General features: G+C 60.9%; 16 protein-coding genes. 6 read left to right on the top strand and 10 right to left on the bottom strand.

Translation table 11 applies throughout. From position 1 onward, the window contains the following. Nucleotides 1–7: 7 nt before the first annotated feature. Entirely contained in the window at nucleotides 8–496 is a 489-nt protein-coding gene (locus HX866_RS10820; RefSeq protein ID WP_177093537.1) for a hypothetical protein, read from the bottom strand. A gap of 649 nt (nucleotides 497–1,145) precedes the next feature. Between HX866_RS10820 and HX866_RS10825 the strand changes: the two genes are divergently transcribed. Then, nucleotides 1,146–1,352 (top strand): hypothetical protein, encoded by a 207-nt coding sequence (locus HX866_RS10825; RefSeq protein ID WP_177093538.1) that lies wholly within the window; start codon nucleotides 1,146–1,148, stop codon nucleotides 1,350–1,352. 81 nt (nucleotides 1,353–1,433) lie between these two features. On the opposite strand, the gene HX866_RS10830 is transcribed toward HX866_RS10825, so the two are convergent. From HX866_RS10830 to HX866_RS10845, 4 genes are all read right to left on the bottom strand, one after another. Further along, the gene (locus HX866_RS10830; RefSeq protein WP_177093539.1) at nucleotides 1,434–2,837 is read right to left on the bottom strand and encodes a glycerophosphodiester phosphodiesterase family protein; all 1,404 of its coding nucleotides are present in this window, start codon (nucleotides 2,835–2,837) and stop codon (nucleotides 1,434–1,436) included. A 173-nt stretch (nucleotides 2,838–3,010) separates the two neighbouring features. Next, a complete protein-coding gene (locus HX866_RS10835) occupies nucleotides 3,011–3,685 on the bottom strand; it encodes a polysaccharide lyase family 7 protein (RefSeq protein WP_177139490.1) in 675 nt (224 codons plus the stop codon). A 190-nt stretch (nucleotides 3,686–3,875) separates the two neighbouring features. Next, nucleotides 3,876–4,115, bottom strand: a complete 240-nt coding sequence (locus tag HX866_RS10840; RefSeq protein ID WP_177139492.1) for a hypothetical protein — start codon at nucleotides 4,113–4,115, stop codon at nucleotides 3,876–3,878. Nucleotides 4,116–4,267: 152 nt separating this feature from the next. Continuing rightward, nucleotides 4,268–5,134, bottom strand: a complete 867-nt coding sequence (locus tag HX866_RS10845; protein ID WP_177139493.1) for an aldo/keto reductase family oxidoreductase — start codon at nucleotides 5,132–5,134, stop codon at nucleotides 4,268–4,270. Nucleotides 5,135–5,273: 139 nt separating this feature from the next. Between HX866_RS10845 and HX866_RS10850 the strand changes: the two genes are divergently transcribed. Next, complete coding sequence (locus HX866_RS10850) at nucleotides 5,274–6,194, top strand: LysR substrate-binding domain-containing protein (RefSeq protein WP_371316789.1); 921 nt, start codon at nucleotides 5,274–5,276, stop codon at nucleotides 6,192–6,194. 72 nt (nucleotides 6,195–6,266) lie between these two features. Then, nucleotides 6,267–7,280: a GlxA family transcriptional regulator gene (locus HX866_RS10855; protein ID WP_177139495.1), complete on the top strand. Its 1,014-nt coding sequence runs from the start codon at nucleotides 6,267–6,269 to the stop codon at nucleotides 7,278–7,280. A 33-nt stretch (nucleotides 7,281–7,313) separates the two neighbouring features. Here HX866_RS10855 and HX866_RS10860 read toward each other — a convergent pair whose 3' ends face one another. From HX866_RS10860 to HX866_RS10875, 4 genes are read right to left on the bottom strand one after another with little or no spacing between them, the layout of a single operon-like run. After that, nucleotides 7,314–7,769, bottom strand: coding sequence for a response regulator (locus tag HX866_RS10860; RefSeq protein WP_177139497.1), 456 nt, complete (start codon nucleotides 7,767–7,769; stop codon nucleotides 7,314–7,316). After that, on the bottom strand, nucleotides 7,766–10,093 hold the full coding sequence (locus tag HX866_RS10865; protein WP_177139499.1) for an ATP-binding protein: 2,328 nt from the start codon (nucleotides 10,091–10,093) through the stop codon (nucleotides 7,766–7,768). Before HX866_RS10865 ends, HX866_RS10860 begins: the two co-directional genes overlap by 4 nt. Continuing rightward, nucleotides 10,090–10,743, bottom strand: coding sequence for a response regulator (locus HX866_RS10870; RefSeq protein ID WP_177139501.1), 654 nt, complete (start codon nucleotides 10,741–10,743; stop codon nucleotides 10,090–10,092). The genes HX866_RS10865 and HX866_RS10870 overlap by 4 nt, the downstream gene beginning before the upstream one ends. Beyond that, a complete protein-coding gene (locus HX866_RS10875; RefSeq protein ID WP_177139503.1) occupies nucleotides 10,740–11,924 on the bottom strand; it encodes a sensor histidine kinase in 1,185 nt (394 codons plus the stop codon). Before HX866_RS10875 ends, HX866_RS10870 begins: the two co-directional genes overlap by 4 nt. A 174-nt stretch (nucleotides 11,925–12,098) precedes the next feature. On the opposite strand from HX866_RS10875, the gene HX866_RS10880 reads away from it, so the two are divergent. From HX866_RS10880 to chrA, 3 genes are all read left to right on the top strand, one after another. Beyond that, the gene (locus HX866_RS10880) at nucleotides 12,099–12,617 is read left to right on the top strand and encodes an SgcJ/EcaC family oxidoreductase (protein ID WP_177139512.1); all 519 of its coding nucleotides are present in this window, start codon (nucleotides 12,099–12,101) and stop codon (nucleotides 12,615–12,617) included. A 233-nt stretch (nucleotides 12,618–12,850) separates the two neighbouring features. Then, on the top strand, nucleotides 12,851–13,588 hold the full coding sequence (locus tag HX866_RS10885) for a class I SAM-dependent methyltransferase (protein WP_177139514.1): 738 nt from the start codon (nucleotides 12,851–12,853) through the stop codon (nucleotides 13,586–13,588). Beyond that, on the top strand, nucleotides 13,554–14,879 hold the full coding sequence (gene chrA / locus HX866_RS10890; protein ID WP_256344898.1) for a chromate efflux transporter: 1,326 nt from the start codon (nucleotides 13,554–13,556) through the stop codon (nucleotides 14,877–14,879). Before HX866_RS10885 ends, chrA begins: the two co-directional genes overlap by 35 nt. Before the next feature lie 22 nt (nucleotides 14,880–14,901). On the opposite strand, the gene HX866_RS10895 is transcribed toward chrA, so the two are convergent. Next, nucleotides 14,902–15,792 (bottom strand): LysR family transcriptional regulator, encoded by an 891-nt coding sequence (locus HX866_RS10895; protein WP_371319247.1) that lies wholly within the window; start codon nucleotides 15,790–15,792, stop codon nucleotides 14,902–14,904. Nucleotides 15,793–15,845 lie beyond the last annotated feature (53 nt).

Raw genomic sequence — 15,845 nt, forward strand, 5'->3', positions numbered from 1 at the left:
CCTGTGCTCAGAGCCTCAGCAGGTGTTCCTGTAGCCGGAACAGGAATCCCGTTTCGAAGGCGTACTGCCGGTCACGGCTGGAGCAATCTTGCCGTGCCTGGGAGAACTGCTGCCATAACGGTAGGGTGCCGGGTTGCTCCAGCCAGTGTTCGGCACAGTGCATGCCCTTGATGACATCCTGGGGCGGACACTTCTCTCGGAGCGTTGTGTGATGGGTCGGGTCATTGGCGGCACGCCGTATCGCGGGAATCCCGATGGGGCGGGGTGGTGGTGAACCGAGTCGCTGAAAGGCCAGGGTATAAAGGGCTATGCCGTCGGCGATCAGCCGATGGGCCAAGCGTTCCTGTTCTTGATCGTGGAAGGCCACGCAACGGGCACCGTCCAGGCAGAGCCTTGCGGCGACACGAAAATGCCGTGCGGCTTCAAGCGGCTTGAGGGACGCCAGCCTGATCAGGTCATACGGTGGAAGGCGGGAGAGTAACGAGCGGTCAATCATGGAGTCGGTCTCCGTGATCGCGGTGCAGCAACGGCTGACGTTGTAGGCGGTGCCCGTGCGTGAAAGGGGGATAGACCATTATCCTTATGCTCCTTGGTTGGATTAAGGAACTGTCACCCACCGTTGCGACACGGCAAAAAGGGTGGCAGACCGCACGAGAGTCGCAAACCGGCAACCAAGGGAACCGGCCAGGCACAAGGCCTGCCTCGCGCGGTCCACCATAAAGTACGTTAGCCGGGCGCTTAAAAACGCCGGCTACACAACAATGATGGCGCTGCCGCGCCTTGGTTATCCTGGGTTGCGACACCCGGCCACAGGATTGACTGTGGCGAAACTAGGCTAACGGCAGGGCTGCAAATCTAATAGTCGGACCATGCCTATGCAATATAGGTATGTGTCCTGTTGTTTCGTAGGCTTTTTCTTTGAGTGTGAGCGGCGAGACAAGTGTGTTGGCTCATGGGTAGGGCAACACCGTGACACCATTCGTCGCCTATAAAAACGCGGTGCGCAATACACGATAATGTCTGGCTTGCGGCTTGCAGAGGCCGATCGTAGCGGCCCCGGAACGGCGTAATTCTGACGCGGCAGCCATCAAATCAACACTTCAGGACGCCAGCGAGACGCTTGGTCAGTCACCAGGAGATGTACCGTGTCAACTCTCAATGAAATCGCAGCAAACCACGCGAGAATGGCCAAGGCAAAGGAAGAAGAGTCGACCGGACTGAGTGAGCTACACCTTCAAATAGTCTGTAGCTTCGAAATCCCATCCAGTGATGCCCAGCAGCAGGTTCCCCTGCACCTCATCTCTGGAGCGCAGGACAATCAGCTCGGACAAGCAGCCAGCTGTCTGCTCTGACTGTGCCCTCAGGTTTGACGTCTCTGGTTATTGTCTTGCCCCCCTTGAAGAGGGGGCAAGAGTGAGCGCCAATAGCGTCGTTTAACGCGCCACTTCTTTCAGATAGAGATTGCGGGCAGCCAATGCGTTAGGCGTGAAGTCTGTAAATACACCGTCAACACCGGCTCGGTAAAAGGCCAGGTATTCTGCCGCTGGATCGCCCTTATAGGCACCTGCCAGGTATTTCGCTTCGTTGCGGAAGGTGAATATGTGAACGAACAGATTGGCCTTGTGAGCGTCGCTGATCAGGGCGGTTGGCTTGAGGGTGTCGACCTTGTCCAGGCTGGCACTGGATGAATCCTGGGCTGCAGCGACGGTGAGCGACATTGCCTGCGGCTTCCATGGACCGATACCGTCGGCGTAGGTCTTGACCTCGGCCAAGCCGGCCGGCGTCAGCATCGCACCAAAGGGGCGTGGGTCGCCGGCTACGGTCCAGCTATAAGGGCGGCCGCTGACGAAGGTGTTGGGTTTGTCGGTGATGAAGATGGTTTCGCCAGTCTTGAAGTTCACGCCGTTGCCATCGACCAACTGAACCGCTTTGGATTTCAGGCCGATAGAGCGTAGGTATTTCAAGCTGCCGGGGTCAAAGCTTTGCACAAAGACCGGGGCGTCCTTGCGATTGAGATCGTTGTCGTTGAGGACCTTGAGGAAAGCTTTCTCAAACGGATGACTGCCCGGTGCGCCGCAACCATTGGCAACGGCCTGGGCATTGTTCCAGATCGGATTCTTGCTTTCTGGGTAGGTCGTAATGACGCGGCCTGTCGCGGCGCTTTTGGCTTTGGCAATGTCAATCACTTCCTGGAAACTCAAGATCGGCAACTTGCCGTTAAGTTCGGTCGGGCGCTGGTCGCGGGCATCGTACGTGGTGCCGCCTATCCATTGCTTGAGTTCGGCCAGGGTGAAATCGCTGATCGACCAGTCGTTGGTATGGTCTTCGCCATCAACAACCAATGATTTCAATACTGATTTCGGATCGTTGGGGTCGGTCAAGTCACTCAGGTACTGTGCTGGACCATTTTCTGCTGTGGCGGGATATTTGACATTGACCAGTACGCCTGGAACGGTGCGCTTACGGCGTGCAACTTCAGCGTTGATCTTCGCGACTTCGCCGATATTGGTGTTGTCACTCAACCAGGGGTTGTGTCGAGCCACCAAGACGCAGTCCTTGGTCATGTGCAGATCCATTTCAAGCGAATCTGCACCAGCATCAGCGGCATTCTCGTAAGAAGCCCGGGTTTCTTCCGGATACAATCCTGGCAGGCCGCGATGCCCGATAATCAAGGGCTGTGCACCGTCAAGGGTCTTGAACGGAGTCGATGCGGTTGGCCCGGCGCCCGGTAAGCTCTTGCTCGTACTGTCACAAGCACCCACCAGCAGGCTGCATCCGAGAACGATAAAGCGGACAAGGGATTTTTTAACAGGGAGCAGACCTGGGCGAGTGTGCATGCGGAGTCCTTCAAGAGGGTCGAGACGGCGATCGGCCGACGGTAGGTTAAACACATGACAAAATCATGGCGATGCAAGTACGTAAACTCGACCGGACATGACGCGTCCAGCCAAGCCACCAACGGAGCCTGCACAAATGCAAACTCCGTCATCTTCTCGGTCGTCGGCGACGACTAAACGTGAGTCACGGACAGCTGGCTGATAATGCAAATCGAGCCATCGCTTGCTGGCGTTGTATCGCTGTAGTCAATCTGATTGTAAATGCCTCCATGGAAATCGAAGGATTTGGACAGCCAGGTGCTTCCCAACTGAAGAAGGGGGGAGGATGCGGTCTTGCCGCCGATACTGGCACTCACCACAACGGCACCCGCAGACGTGCTATGGATGCTCACTTGAAACTTCGCCCCTAATGCAACGCTGCCCAGTAGCAATACAGGCGTTGGGTCGGCACCGTTGTAGTCCTTGCGAAACGCATAGGTGAGCGAACCCTTTTCCCAGAACACCTTGATGGCCGGATCGACATCGTCCTGAACGTGCATCTGTGAAACCACTACCCGCAGGGCGGAGTTCACCTTCACCAGCGTCATTTCCTGCTGGTTCCAATGGTTGGCAGCGCTCGGCAGCGGCCAATACGTCGACTCTTTCCATTCGCAGCGCGTTCGATGGGTACTTTTGCTTGAGGCCCCCTTGGTGGGGGCCGTGAGCTGAATAGATCCATCGTCCAGCCGGATGATTACGCTTGGACACTCTTCGAGCGCCTTGGCGCCGTTCAATTCAAGCGCCACCGGGTTGGTGGCTGATGTCGGCAGGGGGGTGGCAATGTCGAAGTTGCTGATATCCACAGTCATGATGGTCGTCCTTGGTCATGGGCACTGTTTTTAATTGAAGCCGGCTAGTCTGATGTCGATAGACGGTGATAGTTCGCCGTTGCGTGTGCATCGCAGGTGATTGAGCGTGGGTATTCAGCCCTGCGAGCACCTTGATTTGGAGCCTTGGGCATCCTGCCCTGTAGCTCCATCAGCCTTTCCCGCTCAGTTCCTATTTCTTCCTGGCGGCAGCCTCGGCGGCGAGGCACTCAAGGGCAAACTGTTCGGTGTAGGTCATCTGAATGGGGGTGGTTTCCTCTTTGACGGTCCTTTCGCCATCCAGGATGTAGCGAATGCGCTTGTCGGTCACGCCGATGCGTTTTGCGATCCAGGAAGGCGTTTGGCCAATGCGCGAAATCAACTTGTCGGCATATTCGGTGGAGGGGTTATAGAGCTCTGCGTTGGGTGTCATGTGACGTCCGGATAAAGGTGGGTCTGCGATGCATGTGTGGAGTAGGGGACACGGTGCACCAATTATTGGACGATGTCGTGGCCCCAATGAATAAAGCCCCGGAATCCGGGGCTTTATCGTTTCTGGAGTTTATCACTCCACCCTCAACTCACTTACGCCTTGCCACCAATCGCATCCAGTTCGGCCAGGATGCCGGGCGTCAGTTGCAACTGTCCGGCCTTCAGGTTTTCGCGCAGGTGCGCCACCGAGGACGTACCCGGAATCAGCAAGATGTTGGGCGAGCGGTGCAGCAACCAGGCCAGCGCCACTTGCATTGGCTGGGCTTCCAGGCGAGCGGCGATATCCGACAGCGCTGTCGACTGGATGGGGGTGAACCCGCCCAGGGGAAAGAACGGCACGTAGGCAATATCCTGGGCGGCCAATTCGTCGATCAGCCCATCATCCTCGCGGTGGACCAGGTTGTATTGGTTCTGCACGCAGACGATGTCGGCGATCGCCTGGGCTTCCTTTATCTGCCCGCGGGTGACGTTGCTCAGCCCGATATGACGGATAAGCCCCTCTTGCTTGAGTTGCGCCATGACCTCGACCCGATGCCCGATAGTGTCTTGAGTCAGGCCATGGCCGAAGACGCGCAGGTTGACCACGTCCAGGGATGCCAGGCCGAGATGGCGCAGATTGTCCTCGACGGCGCTGCGCAGCTCTTGCGGACTATCGGCGGCCAGCCAGTCGCCCTTTTCGTCACGCCGGGCGCCGATCTTGGTGACCAGGGTCAGCTCGTCGGAATAGGGGTGAAGGGCTTCGTGAATGATCTGATTGGTGACGTGTGGACCATAGAAGTCAGAGGTGTCGATATGGTCGACGCCGGCAGCGATGGCCTCGCGCAATACGGCAATACAGGCGGCTCGATCCTTCGGCGGCCCGAATACGTGCGGCCCGGCAAGCTGCATGGCGCCATAACCCATCCGCCGGACCTGGCGATCGGCGAAGTTGAAATGGGAAGAGTGGGCGGACGTGCTCATGGGCATTTTCCTCTATTGGGTCGGTTTCGATACGAGCCGCAGAGCGTTCCACAGCGGGGTTCGATGGACCGAATATAGTTCCAATTGCGCTGTTTGATAATCCGGCATAAAGTTTACGGGCTGTTTAAATTACTGAACAATTGCCATGAAACTGAATGATATGGCGGCCTTTGTCGCCGTCGCCCAGGCCGGTGGTTTTCGCGAGGCGGCCCGTAGCGGCGACGTTTCCGCCGCCAGCCTGAGCGTTGCCGTGCAGCGTCTTGAGGCGCGGCTGGACTTGCGCTTGCTTAACCGCACCACGCGCAGCGTGGCGTTGACCGAAGCCGGGCAACACTTGTTGGCCAGGCTGGAGCCACTGCTTTGCGAAATGGAAGCATCATTGGATGTGCTCAATGGCTTTCGCAATAAGCCCACCGGTACGCTGCGGCTCAATGTGCCCACCAGTGCCGCACGTATCGTGTTGCCGGAGATCATCGGCGGATTTCTTCGGCGTTATCCGGATATCCGCATCAAGGTGGTGGTGGAAGACGGTTTTGTCGACGTGCTCTCGGCGGGCTGCGATGCCGGTATCCGCTACGACGAAAGGCTGGAGCAGGACATGATCGCCATTCCCATCGGTCCCAGGCAGCAACGCTTCGTCACGGCAGCGGCGCCCGGCTATCTGGACCTGCATGGTCGCCCAGCTCATCCGCGGGAATTGTTGACCCATGCCTGCCTGCGCAGCCAGTTCTCCGGCGGCAGCAAACCCACCTGGAAATTCGAGCGCGATGGCGAGCAGATCGAGCTCGATCCACCCGAACGCCTGCTGGTGACCCCCAGCGGCGCGTTGGACTTGACGGTCAGTGCCGCGGTCGCCGGCCTTGGGGTGGTGCATCTGTTTGAAGACCTGCTGCGGCCGCAACTGGACAGCGGTGAGCTGGAACCCATCTTGCAACCTTGGTGGCAGACGTTTTCCGGCCCGTTCCTGTATTACCCTGGACGGCGCCATTTGCCGGCACCGTTGCGGGCATTTGTCGACTATCTGCACGAGCTGTCGGCGACGCTGCCCTTGCGAGCCTGAGTCTGATTACAATCAGCGACTCAGCAACACCTCCAACAATAGAGTGGTTAACACCACCGAGTGACTCACACCTTGATCGAACGACGTCAATTCAGCGGAGGAATGAAGGGCAAGAACCTCCGCTACCTGAATGAAAACCCTGGCCAGCTCGCTCAGATGACCCGGACCGGCTTTTTGCTGCTCGAGCATTTCTCGCTGCCGGCGTTTACCCAGGCACTGGATACGATCGTCACGGCGAATCTTCTGCGCCCCGGGTTGTTCTCTTCGCGAACCTTCGGCCTGAATGATGGGGAGGTCATCAGCGACCTGGGCCTGGTCATCCGGCCTGATGCGCGTATCGATACGGCCGCCATTCAGAACCTCGACCTGCTGGTCATTTGCGGCGGCTACCGGACAGAGCTGAAGGCCGATGATGAACTCGGCAATCTGCTGCGGGCGGCGTCAGACCAGGGTGTCAGCTTGGCCGGTTTGTGGAATGGCGCCTGGTTCCTCGGTAGCGCGGGTTTGCTGGACGGCTATCGTTGTGCGATTCACCCCGAACATCGGCCAGCCCTGGCGGAAATCTCCAAGGCGACGCAGGTCACCAGCGAGGCCTATGTCATTGACCGCGATCGGCTCACCGCTTCCAGCCCCTCGGGGGCTTTCCACATGGCATTGGACTGGATCAAGGGCCTGCACGATAAAGCCCTGGTCGAGGGGATCGAGGACATCCTGGCGTTCGAGGAGTCGCGCTACCGGCGCATCAAACCGGCGGAAAACGTCTGTGTGAGCGCGCCACTGCGTGAGGTGGTCAAGCTGATGGATGCCAACCTCGAAGAACCCCTTGAGCTGGAGCAACTGGCGGCCTACGCCGGCCGTTCCCGTCGCCAGCTCGAACGCCTGTTCAAGGAGCAATTGGGCACCACGCCGCAACGCTATTACATGGAATTGCGGATCACCGAGGCGCGTCGATTGTTGCAGCACACCGAGCTGTCCCAGGTCGATGTGCTGGTGGCTTGCGGGTTTGTCTCACCCAGCCATTTCAGCAAATGCTACAGCTCGTATTTCGGCTATCGACCTTCCAAGGAAAAGCGCCTGGTCAAATAAGGCCTGCCGGTGCGTGGGTGTCGCGCGGCACCCTCATGCCAGCGGTGACTGGCGCAGCAGATCGATCTGATCCGCCGGCACCAATGTGCGCAGTTTTTTATACAGCGCACGGGTTTCCAGCAGGTTCCACACCCGCAGCATGGTTTCCAGGGCATCCAGCGGTTTGCTGATGAAGTCCTTGGCGCCCAGGGCCAGGGCCCGCAGGCGGGTGTCGCGGGTGGCGTCGGCGGTGAGTACCAGGACAGGCAGGTATTCCCCGTTCGGGATGCGCCGGTTGAGTTGTTCAAGCACCGCAAAGCCGTCGAACTCCGGCATGTGCAGGTCGAGAATCACCAGGTCCGGCTCGAAACTGTTGAACAGGTCCAGGGTCCTTAGCGGCTGGGTGCTGCTCAGTACGTTGGTCAGCCCTTCGCGCACCAGCAGTTGTTCCATCAGGTCGAGATTGGGGCGTTGGTCGTCAATGATCAGAATGCGTAGGTCGCTGTTCACGCGGGCTCCGGAAAGTACTGGTCGAGGTGAGCGAGAAACGAAGGGATATGAATCGGTTTGCTCAGCACCGCGGCCGCGCCGGCTTCGCACAAGGCCTGGCGGGTGAGGTCGCTGGCATCGGCGGTAATCATCAGCACTGGTATGGCCGCGGTGAGCGGCGTTTGGCGCAAGCGCCGCAGCACATTCAGCCCGTCGATATCCGGCAGGGAGACATCCAGCAGAATCAGCTGCGGGGCGTGTTGAGCCGCCAGGTCCAGTCCCAGTTGGCCTTGCATGCTGGACAGCAGTTTTATCCCCGGACGCCGTTGCAGCAGGGTTTCGATCAGCGCGAGGCTTGAGAGGTTGTCTTCGATACACAGCACCTGGCCCTGGAAATCCGTGCGGGCCAGGGCAGGGGCGCGCGGCCGCTGGTCGATGGGCGCCGCGATCAGTTCGACGCTTGCCTGCAGACGCACAAAAGGCAGCTCCAGGGTAAATCGGGAGCCCGCGCCGGGTTGGCTTTGCACCGTCAGGCTGCCGTTCATCATTTCCAGCAGGCTTTTGCTCAGCGCCAGGCCAAGGCCGCTGCCTTCCACGTTGGGGTCGATCTCCAGGCGTTCGAACGGCTTGAACAGTTGATCGAGGCGATCGGCCGCAATGCCCTTGCCGGTATCGCTGACCGACACGGCGATACGCTGTTGCTCAAGCGTGACCTCGATGCTCACCTGACCCTGGGGCCGGTTGTACTTGATGGCGTTGGACAGCAGGTTCAGCAGCACCTGGGTCAGGCGTTGTCGATCCGCGACGATGCCGCTGTCCGCGGTCAGCACCGGCAATGGCACCAGTTGGATGCCGGCGTCGGTGGCCATCGGCGAGACCAGCGTCAGGGCCTCCTGCAGCACGAGCTCCAGGGGCACCGGCTCGATGTTCAGCGGCAGGCGCCCGGCCTCGATCTTGGCGATGTCCAGCACCTCGTTGATCAGGGTCAGCAGGTGTTGGCCGGCACGCAGGATATGACCGATCTGGGCCTTTTGTCCCTGGGTCGAGTCCATGTCGAGCAATTGCGCAAAACCCAGGATCGAGTTGAGTGGTGTGCGCAGTTCGTGGCTCATGCGCGACAGGAACTCGCTTTTGGCACGGCTGGCGCGCTCGGCTTCTTCACGGGCGGTCCGCAGTGCGATCTCGGTGGCGCGGCGGTCGGTAATGTCCCGGGTGATCTTGGAGAACCCCCGCAACGCACCGCTGCTGTCGTATTGCGCGGTGATCACCACACTGGCCCAGAAGCGGCTGCCATTCTTGCGGCTGCGCCAGGCTTCCTCCATGTAGTGACCGTCGCGAGTGGCTTCCTGCAGGGCCATTTCGGGATGCTCCGGGCATTCTTGCGGCAGGTAGAACACCGAGAAATGCTGGCCAATGATTTCCAGCTCGGTGTAGCCCTTGATCCGCTCGGCCCCGGCGTTCCAGCTGGTGACAAAACCCTGGGTGTCGAGGGCGAAGATCCCGTAGTCCTTCACACCGTCGATGATCAGCCGCAGGCGCTCTTCATTCTCGCGCAGCGCCCGCTCGCGTTCGGCCAGCAGCAACCCGGCCTCCACCAGACGGGTGCCCAATTGGCCGATCTCATCGTGTTCCGGTGGTTGGGGCAATAACGGCTGGCCGAGGGCCAGGCGTTGGGCATTACCTTGCACCTTGTGGACCCGGGCGACGATGCCTTTGGACAGGAACAGCACCGCAACAATGGCGCCGAACAGCCCGCAGAGGGCCGCCAACAAGGTCGAGAGCAGCAGGCGCTGGCGGGTCGCGGAGGCGGCGGCGGTGCGTTCGGCCAGCAGCCTGTCCTCGAGGGTGCGCATTGTGCTGATGCGTTCGCGCAACTCGTCGAGAATATGTTTGTTGTTGATCAGGATGGTGGTGATCGACTCGGGGTTCTTCTCGCGATGATCGAGCATCTCCTCCAGGCCATCGATTTTGCTCTCGATCAGCGGGGTGATGGCCTCCAACTGCTCGCGCACCCGCTTGTCCCGGACATTGCCGTCCAGTCGACGCAGGGCTGACTCGATCAGCGGCTTGGCTTTCAGATAACCGGGAAGGAAGTCATCCCGGTGGGTCAGCAGGTAGCCGCGCACGCTGGCGGCCGCCTCGGCGAGCAGGGTGTGCACGGTCTGGATATCGCCTTGAACCAGCAGTACCCGACGCACATCTTCTTCGGCGTGTGCGGTCTGGCGCTCGGTGATGTAGATCAGCACCAGGGACAGCAACAGGACCACCAGCGGCAGCGAGATGACCACCAGGGCCTTGCCCCGTAGCGGCAGATCGGCCCAGCGCCTGGCGTAAAACACCTTCATGGCTGAGTCACCAGGCCCAGGGCAATGCCGCGGACGGCGGCCTGGGTTCGGTCGGCGGCGTCGAGCTTGCCGATCACCCGTTCGACGTGGGCTTTGGCGGTGCCGGTGGTGATGCCCAGCGTCTCGCCGATTTTCCGGTTGCTCATGCCATTGGCCACCAGCCCGAGCACCTGGCGCTCCCGGGCGGTCAGGTTTTCGGTCGGGCCTGTGCCATTGGCATTGCGTTCGGTCATGCGGCGCAGCAGGCGGGCGCTGACGGCGCTGTTGAGGGCTTCTTCACCGGCGGCGATACGCTGCAGGGCGTGGATCACTTCATCGCGGCTGGCATCCTTGAGCAAGTAGCCCATGGCCCCGGCATTCATCGCCGCCTCCAGGTGATCCGGGCTGTCGTCCATGGTGAAGATCAGCACTTTCAGGGCGGGCAGGCGCTGTTGAAGAATCCGTGCCGCGCCCAACCCGTTGAGCACCGGCATGCGGATATCGAGGATGACGATGTCCGGCAGCAAGCGCTCGCACAGCTCCACCGCTTCCTGGCCATCGCGGGCCTGGCCGACCACATCGAACTGGGGGTGGCCGGCCAGCAAGGCGACGAAACCGGTGCGGGTGACCTCGTGGTCGTCGGCCAGGACCAGGCGCAAGGCTTGAGTCATTGTGGGGCTCCATCCAGGTCAAAGGGGACGCTGACACTCAGTCGGGTGCCGCCGTGTACCCGGCTGATGCAGGTGAGCTGACCGCCCAGAAGGCTGGCACGCTCCTGCATCGCTGCCAGCCCCAGGTGCCGGCTGCCGCCGGTGTCGAGCGCTTGTTCCATGGCAAACCCTCTGCCGTTATCGTCCACCCGCAGCGAGGCCTGGCCGTCGTGCAGCGCCAGGGCCAGTTCCACCTGGCTGGCGTGGGCATGCTTGAGAATATTGTTGATCCCTTCCTGGGCAATTCGGAACAGGGCGATCTCCACCGAGCTGGGCAGGCGTGCTTCGCAGCGCGCTGTCCAGTGCACGACGATCCCGGCTTCGCGCAGACGGTCGGCCTCTCTGTCGAGGGCTGTCAGCAAGCCGAAGTCGTCGAGTACGGTGGGGCGCAGGCCGCCGATCAATTGCCGGCCTTCGCCCACGCAATGCTGGGCCAGGGTCAGGATGGCCTGCAGGTCCGCGCCCAGGGCATCGGACAGGGGCGGACAGCGGCCGGCAAAACCTTGCAGGCGCTGATGCAGTCCGGCGAGGGTCTGGGCCAGGCCGTCGTGCAGGTCGTAGGCCATGCGTTTGCGTTCATCTTCCTGGGCCCTGAACAACCGCTTGACCAGATCCGAGAGGGTGCGATCCCGTGTCATCAAGGTGCTCAGCAGGCGATGGTTTTCCAGGTGCGCGGCCAGCAGGGTGGCGAGCAGTTGCAGGGATTCGAGGTCTTCGTTGTCCGGTGCGCCGATGCTGACGCTGTTGGCCAGGACCAGGGCGCCGAAGGCCTCGCCGTCGCCGCCGCGCAGGGGCACCCAGAGCGCATTGGCCAGGGCCGTCCCCGCAGGCTCATGCCAGCGCGGTGTGCGGATCGAGGTGTCCACCAGGCCATCCAGGCAGTTCAAGCGATCCAGGCTGCCCTGGCTGGCGGTGGTCCTGACTTGCGCCTCGGCGTCCCATTCCAGCAGGACGCCGTGGTCCATCGCGAGGAAGGCGCAGGCCCGGGCCAGCACGCGCTCGCGCATGGCGTCGGGAGGCAGTTGGGTCAGTTCCTGTCCGGTGTCCACCAGCAGCCGCAGGCGCGCGGCCCGACTTTGCGACTGTCGATACTGGGTGCGAATGGCCAGGGCGCTGCTGGGGTCATGGGGCGGGCTTTGCATGGTACGGCTCCGGCGCGTTGCAGGCGCGCCCACTCGGGAAGGGGCGTTATTAAACCGTGTAACCCGGCAGGCGGCTATCTGCCAAATGGCATAGGCAAATCACTCCGGTTGGCCGATGGCGCGCGCGGTCCTGAAGGGCAAAGTGGGCTGATCGAACATCACTGGAGCATCACCATGAAATTGAAAACCTCGGCCCTCGTCCTGCTGGTTGCCCTGAGCGCCCCGTTTGTCCAGGCGGCAGCGACGGTCCCGTATATCTACAGCGGCGTGGCCGAACAGCCGAAGAACGTGCAGGACCGTGAGATTGCCGGGCTGTTTGATCGTTGGAACACGGTTTTGAAGGCGGGTAATGTCCAGGCCGTGGTCGAGTTGTATGCCCCGGATGCCATGCTGCAACCGACGGTATCCAATCAGGTGCGCACCACACCGGCCCAGATCCGGGACTACTTTGATCACTTCCTGGCGCTCAAGCCGGTGGGGCAGATCAATTACCGCAAGATTCACCGGCTGGGCAGCGACGTGGCCATGGACAGTGGCGTCTACACCTTTACCCTGACCGAGGCTGACGGCAAGACCCGCCAGGTGCAGGCGCGCTACACCTTCGTCTATGAGCAGCTCGATGGCCAGTGGAAGATCCTCAACCACCACTCTTCGGCAATGCCGGAAGCGCAACTGGCGCATGTCGGGAACTGAGTGGGGTGGCGAGTATTTGCCGTCTGGCATGACCACGTCTTTACCTGAGCGCCAGCTATCCGGATACGTGGCGCTCGGTTCTCGCCCCACGGGGTTTTGATCCCGATCCTAATGGCCTGCCAATGGCTACGAAACGCCGTGATGGGTTACATTTGGAATCAGAATCCATAGGCTTTGCTCGTGCGCGCAGTCCGCACACGGCCCAATATAGCTCGGGACGGGAATTCTAGAAGATGGCACGTGTAACGGATGAAGAATTCAATGCGGCGTTGCCGGTGATGCAAAAGCTGTTGTGGGTGGATCCGCTGGACAGAGCGCGAGTGCAAGAGCACGGCCTCAATGTGGTTCCTTCCAATTTTTACTCGAACACACCTTCTCTGTCCGAGATTGCCAGCTCCTACGAATACACTGAGACAGAACCGCCTTATTTGAATTGCGGCCTGTTCGATCAGGATGCGCAGCGGGCGGAGCTCCGTGAACTGATTCCGTATGCGGTCGACTTTACGCCCGAGGAAGTCGGGGACGAGGAAACCTGCACTTCCTATTTCTGGAAAAACGGTCAGTTTACCTGCAGCGATGCCGTTGCGTATTACGCTTATGTCAGGCGTATCCGCCCCAAGACCATTGTCGAGATTGGCAGTGGCTTCTCATCGCTGATTGCCTTGGAGGCGCTGGGTAAAAACGGGAGCGGCCGGTTGCTCTGCATCGAACCCTTTCCAGGACCGTTTATTACGTCCCTGGCCAACGAAGGGGCGCTTGAGTTGCAAACGTTGCGCGCTCAGGAGCTGACCGTCGAGATGTTGAATGCCACACTGGAAGATGGCGATATCCTGTTTATCGACTCCACGCATACGGTAAAAACCGGTAGCGACTGCCTGCATATTTACCTTCGCTTGTTGCCCAGGATAACCAAGAAAATATTTGTCCATGTGCACGATGTCTTTCTGCCCTTTGACCATCAGCCTGCGTGAGGCCTTCTGGTTCTGGCTGAAGCTGGGCTTTATCAGTTTTGGCGGGCCGGCCGGGCAGATCGCGATCATGCACCAAGAGTTGGTGGAGCGGCGACGCTGGATCTCCGAGCGGCGTTTTCTCCACGCACTCAACTACTGCATGTTGCTGCCCGGCCCCGAAGCCCAGCAACTGGCAACCTATATCGGCTGGCTGATGCACCGGACCTGGGGCGGGGTGATCGCTGGCGGGCTGTTTGTGCTGCCATCGCTGTTCATCCTGATCGCCTTGTCCTGGCTGTATATCGCCTTCGGGGATGTGCCGGTGGTGGCGGGGTTGTTCTACGGCATCAAGCCCGCGGTGACCGCGATTGTGTTGCACGCGGCCCATCGGATCGGTTCGCGGGCCCTGAAGAACAACTGGTTGTGGGCGATAGCGGCGGCGTCGTTCACGGCCATTTTCGCCTTCAATGTGCCGTTTCCGCTGATTGTGCTCGGGGCCGCGCTGATCGGTTATCTGGGTGGGCGTGTGGCGCCCGCAACGTTCACCACGGGCGGCCATGGCGCGGCGAGCCAATCCTTCGGTCCGGCGTTGATTGACGATGACACCCCGCCCCCGGCGCACGCCCGCTTCAGTTGGCCGCGCCTGGCCTTGCTGCTGCTGATCGGCGCCGTGTTGTGGGCGCTGCCCATGGGGATCTTGACGGCGTTGTTCGGCTGGCAGGGCACCCTGACCCAGATGGGCTGGTTCTTTACCAAGGCTGCGCTGCTGACATTTGGCGGCGCCTATGCGGTGTTGCCCTATGTCTATCAGGGCGCCGTCAGCCATTACGGCTGGTTGACTCCGACGCAGATGATCGACGGCCTGGCCCTGGGCGAGACCACGCCCGGGCCGCTGATCATGGTGGTGGCGTTCGTCGGTTTTATCGGCGGCTATGTCTCGCAGGTATTCGATGCCGAACAGATGTTCCTGGCCGGAGCCGTGGCCGCGACGCTGGTGACCTGGTTCACCTTCCTGCCTTCGTTCCTGTTTATCCTCGCCGGCGGCCCGTTGGTGGAGGCGAGCCGCAACGAACTTCGCTTCACCGCGCCGCTCACCGGCATTACAGCCGCTGTGGTCGGGGTGATACTCAACCTGGCGCTGTTCTTCGGTTACCACGTGTTCTGGCCGAAGGGTTTCAGCGGCGCCCTGGACTGGCCCTCGGCACTGATCGCGCTGGCCGCGGCGGTGGCGCTGTTTCGCTTCAAGCGCGGGGTGATCCCGGTCCTGGCGGCCTGTGCGGTTGTCGGCCTGGTCGTGCATCTGCTGGGGTGACGCTAGTTGAAGGTCTGCACATTCACGACTGGCCCGTCACGCCGATATGGGCCAGCAGACACTCCGCCAGCGCGTCGAAGGTCGCCTTGCAGCGGGGGCTGCTGCGCAGGTCCTCGTGCATGGTCACCCAGGTTTCCAGCTGGAAGGTGAACTGCTCCGGCAACAGCCGCACCAGCGTCGGCGTGCGGATCGCCAGGGCGCTCTGGCAGATGCCGATGCCACAGCCGGCGAGGATCATCGCCAGTTGCGCCAGGTTGCTGTCAGTGCGCAGCGTGAAGGCCTCGCGGTTCCAACTGGGCAGCTGTTTGCTGGCGGTGCGGATAAAGGGGGTGGTGACATCGAAGCCGATCAGCGCATGGCTCGACAGATCGGCCATTGCGACGGGCGTGCCGTGTCGTTGCAAATAATCCGCGTGGGCATAGAGCCCCAGTTCCACCTGGCCGATGCGCCGAGCGATCAGTTGATCCTGTTTCGGTGCGGTCATGCGTACGGCAATATCGGCCTCTCGTTGCAGCAGATCATGCACCTTGTCGGTGGCCAGCAGCTCGATCTTGAGTTGCGGATGGTCCTGACGCAGTCGCGCCAGCATGGGCGGCAGCACCTCTATGGCAATGATTTCGCTGGCTGATATCCGCACCGTGCCACTCACCGTCTGGCCCTGGCCGGTGGCGGCCCGCTCCAGCGCGGCGGCGGTGTGCTGCATGGTTTCGGCATAACTGCGCAGCGCCAGGGCGGTCTCGGTGGGTAGCAAGCCGGTCTGCGAACGGATGAACAGCGGTTGCTTGAACGACGCTTCCAGCGCGGCGATATGCCGGCCCACGGTGGGCTGGGCAATTCCCAGTGCCCGTGCGGCAGCCGAAAGCGAGCCCTCCGTCAGCACGGCAAGCAAGGTTCGGTACAGCTCCCAACTCATGATCTGGTCCATGCATAAATGTATGGCGGATAGCGTGTGCCATGCAATTCATT

Origin of the sequence: Pseudomonas gingeri (assembly GCF_013386165.1) — a bacterium.
Lineage (GTDB): Bacteria > Pseudomonadota > Gammaproteobacteria > Pseudomonadales > Pseudomonadaceae > Aquipseudomonas > Aquipseudomonas gingeri_C.

What these genes read in the sequence shown, in the direction of transcription:
- chrA (WP_256344898.1), top strand. Translation starts at nt 13,554, where the DNA reads ATGTCTTTCTGCCCTTTGACCATCAGCCTGCGTGAGGCCTTCTGGTTC.
- HX866_RS10830 (WP_177093539.1), bottom strand. Translation starts at nt 2,837, where the DNA reads ATGCACACTCGCCCAGGTCTGCTCCCTGTTAAAAAATCCCTTGTCCGC.
- HX866_RS10840 (WP_177139492.1), bottom strand. Translation starts at nt 4,115, where the DNA reads ATGACACCCAACGCAGAGCTCTATAACCCCTCCACCGAATATGCCGAC.
- HX866_RS10880 (WP_177139512.1), top strand. Translation starts at nt 12,099, where the DNA reads ATGAAATTGAAAACCTCGGCCCTCGTCCTGCTGGTTGCCCTGAGCGCC.
- HX866_RS10885 (WP_177139514.1), top strand. Translation starts at nt 12,851, where the DNA reads ATGGCACGTGTAACGGATGAAGAATTCAATGCGGCGTTGCCGGTGATG.
- HX866_RS10845 (WP_177139493.1), bottom strand. Translation starts at nt 5,134, where the DNA reads ATGAGCACGTCCGCCCACTCTTCCCATTTCAACTTCGCCGATCGCCAG.
- HX866_RS10835 (WP_177139490.1), bottom strand. Translation starts at nt 3,685, where the DNA reads ATGACTGTGGATATCAGCAACTTCGACATTGCCACCCCCCTGCCGACA.
- HX866_RS10875 (WP_177139503.1), bottom strand. Translation starts at nt 11,924, where the DNA reads ATGCAAAGCCCGCCCCATGACCCCAGCAGCGCCCTGGCCATTCGCACC.
- HX866_RS10870 (WP_177139501.1), bottom strand. Translation starts at nt 10,743, where the DNA reads ATGACTCAAGCCTTGCGCCTGGTCCTGGCCGACGACCACGAGGTCACC.
- HX866_RS10820 (WP_177093537.1), bottom strand. Translation starts at nt 496, where the DNA reads ATGATTGACCGCTCGTTACTCTCCCGCCTTCCACCGTATGACCTGATC.
- HX866_RS10895 (WP_371319247.1), bottom strand. Translation starts at nt 15,792, where the DNA reads ATGAGTTGGGAGCTGTACCGAACCTTGCTTGCCGTGCTGACGGAGGGC.
- HX866_RS10865 (WP_177139499.1), bottom strand. Translation starts at nt 10,093, where the DNA reads ATGAAGGTGTTTTACGCCAGGCGCTGGGCCGATCTGCCGCTACGGGGC.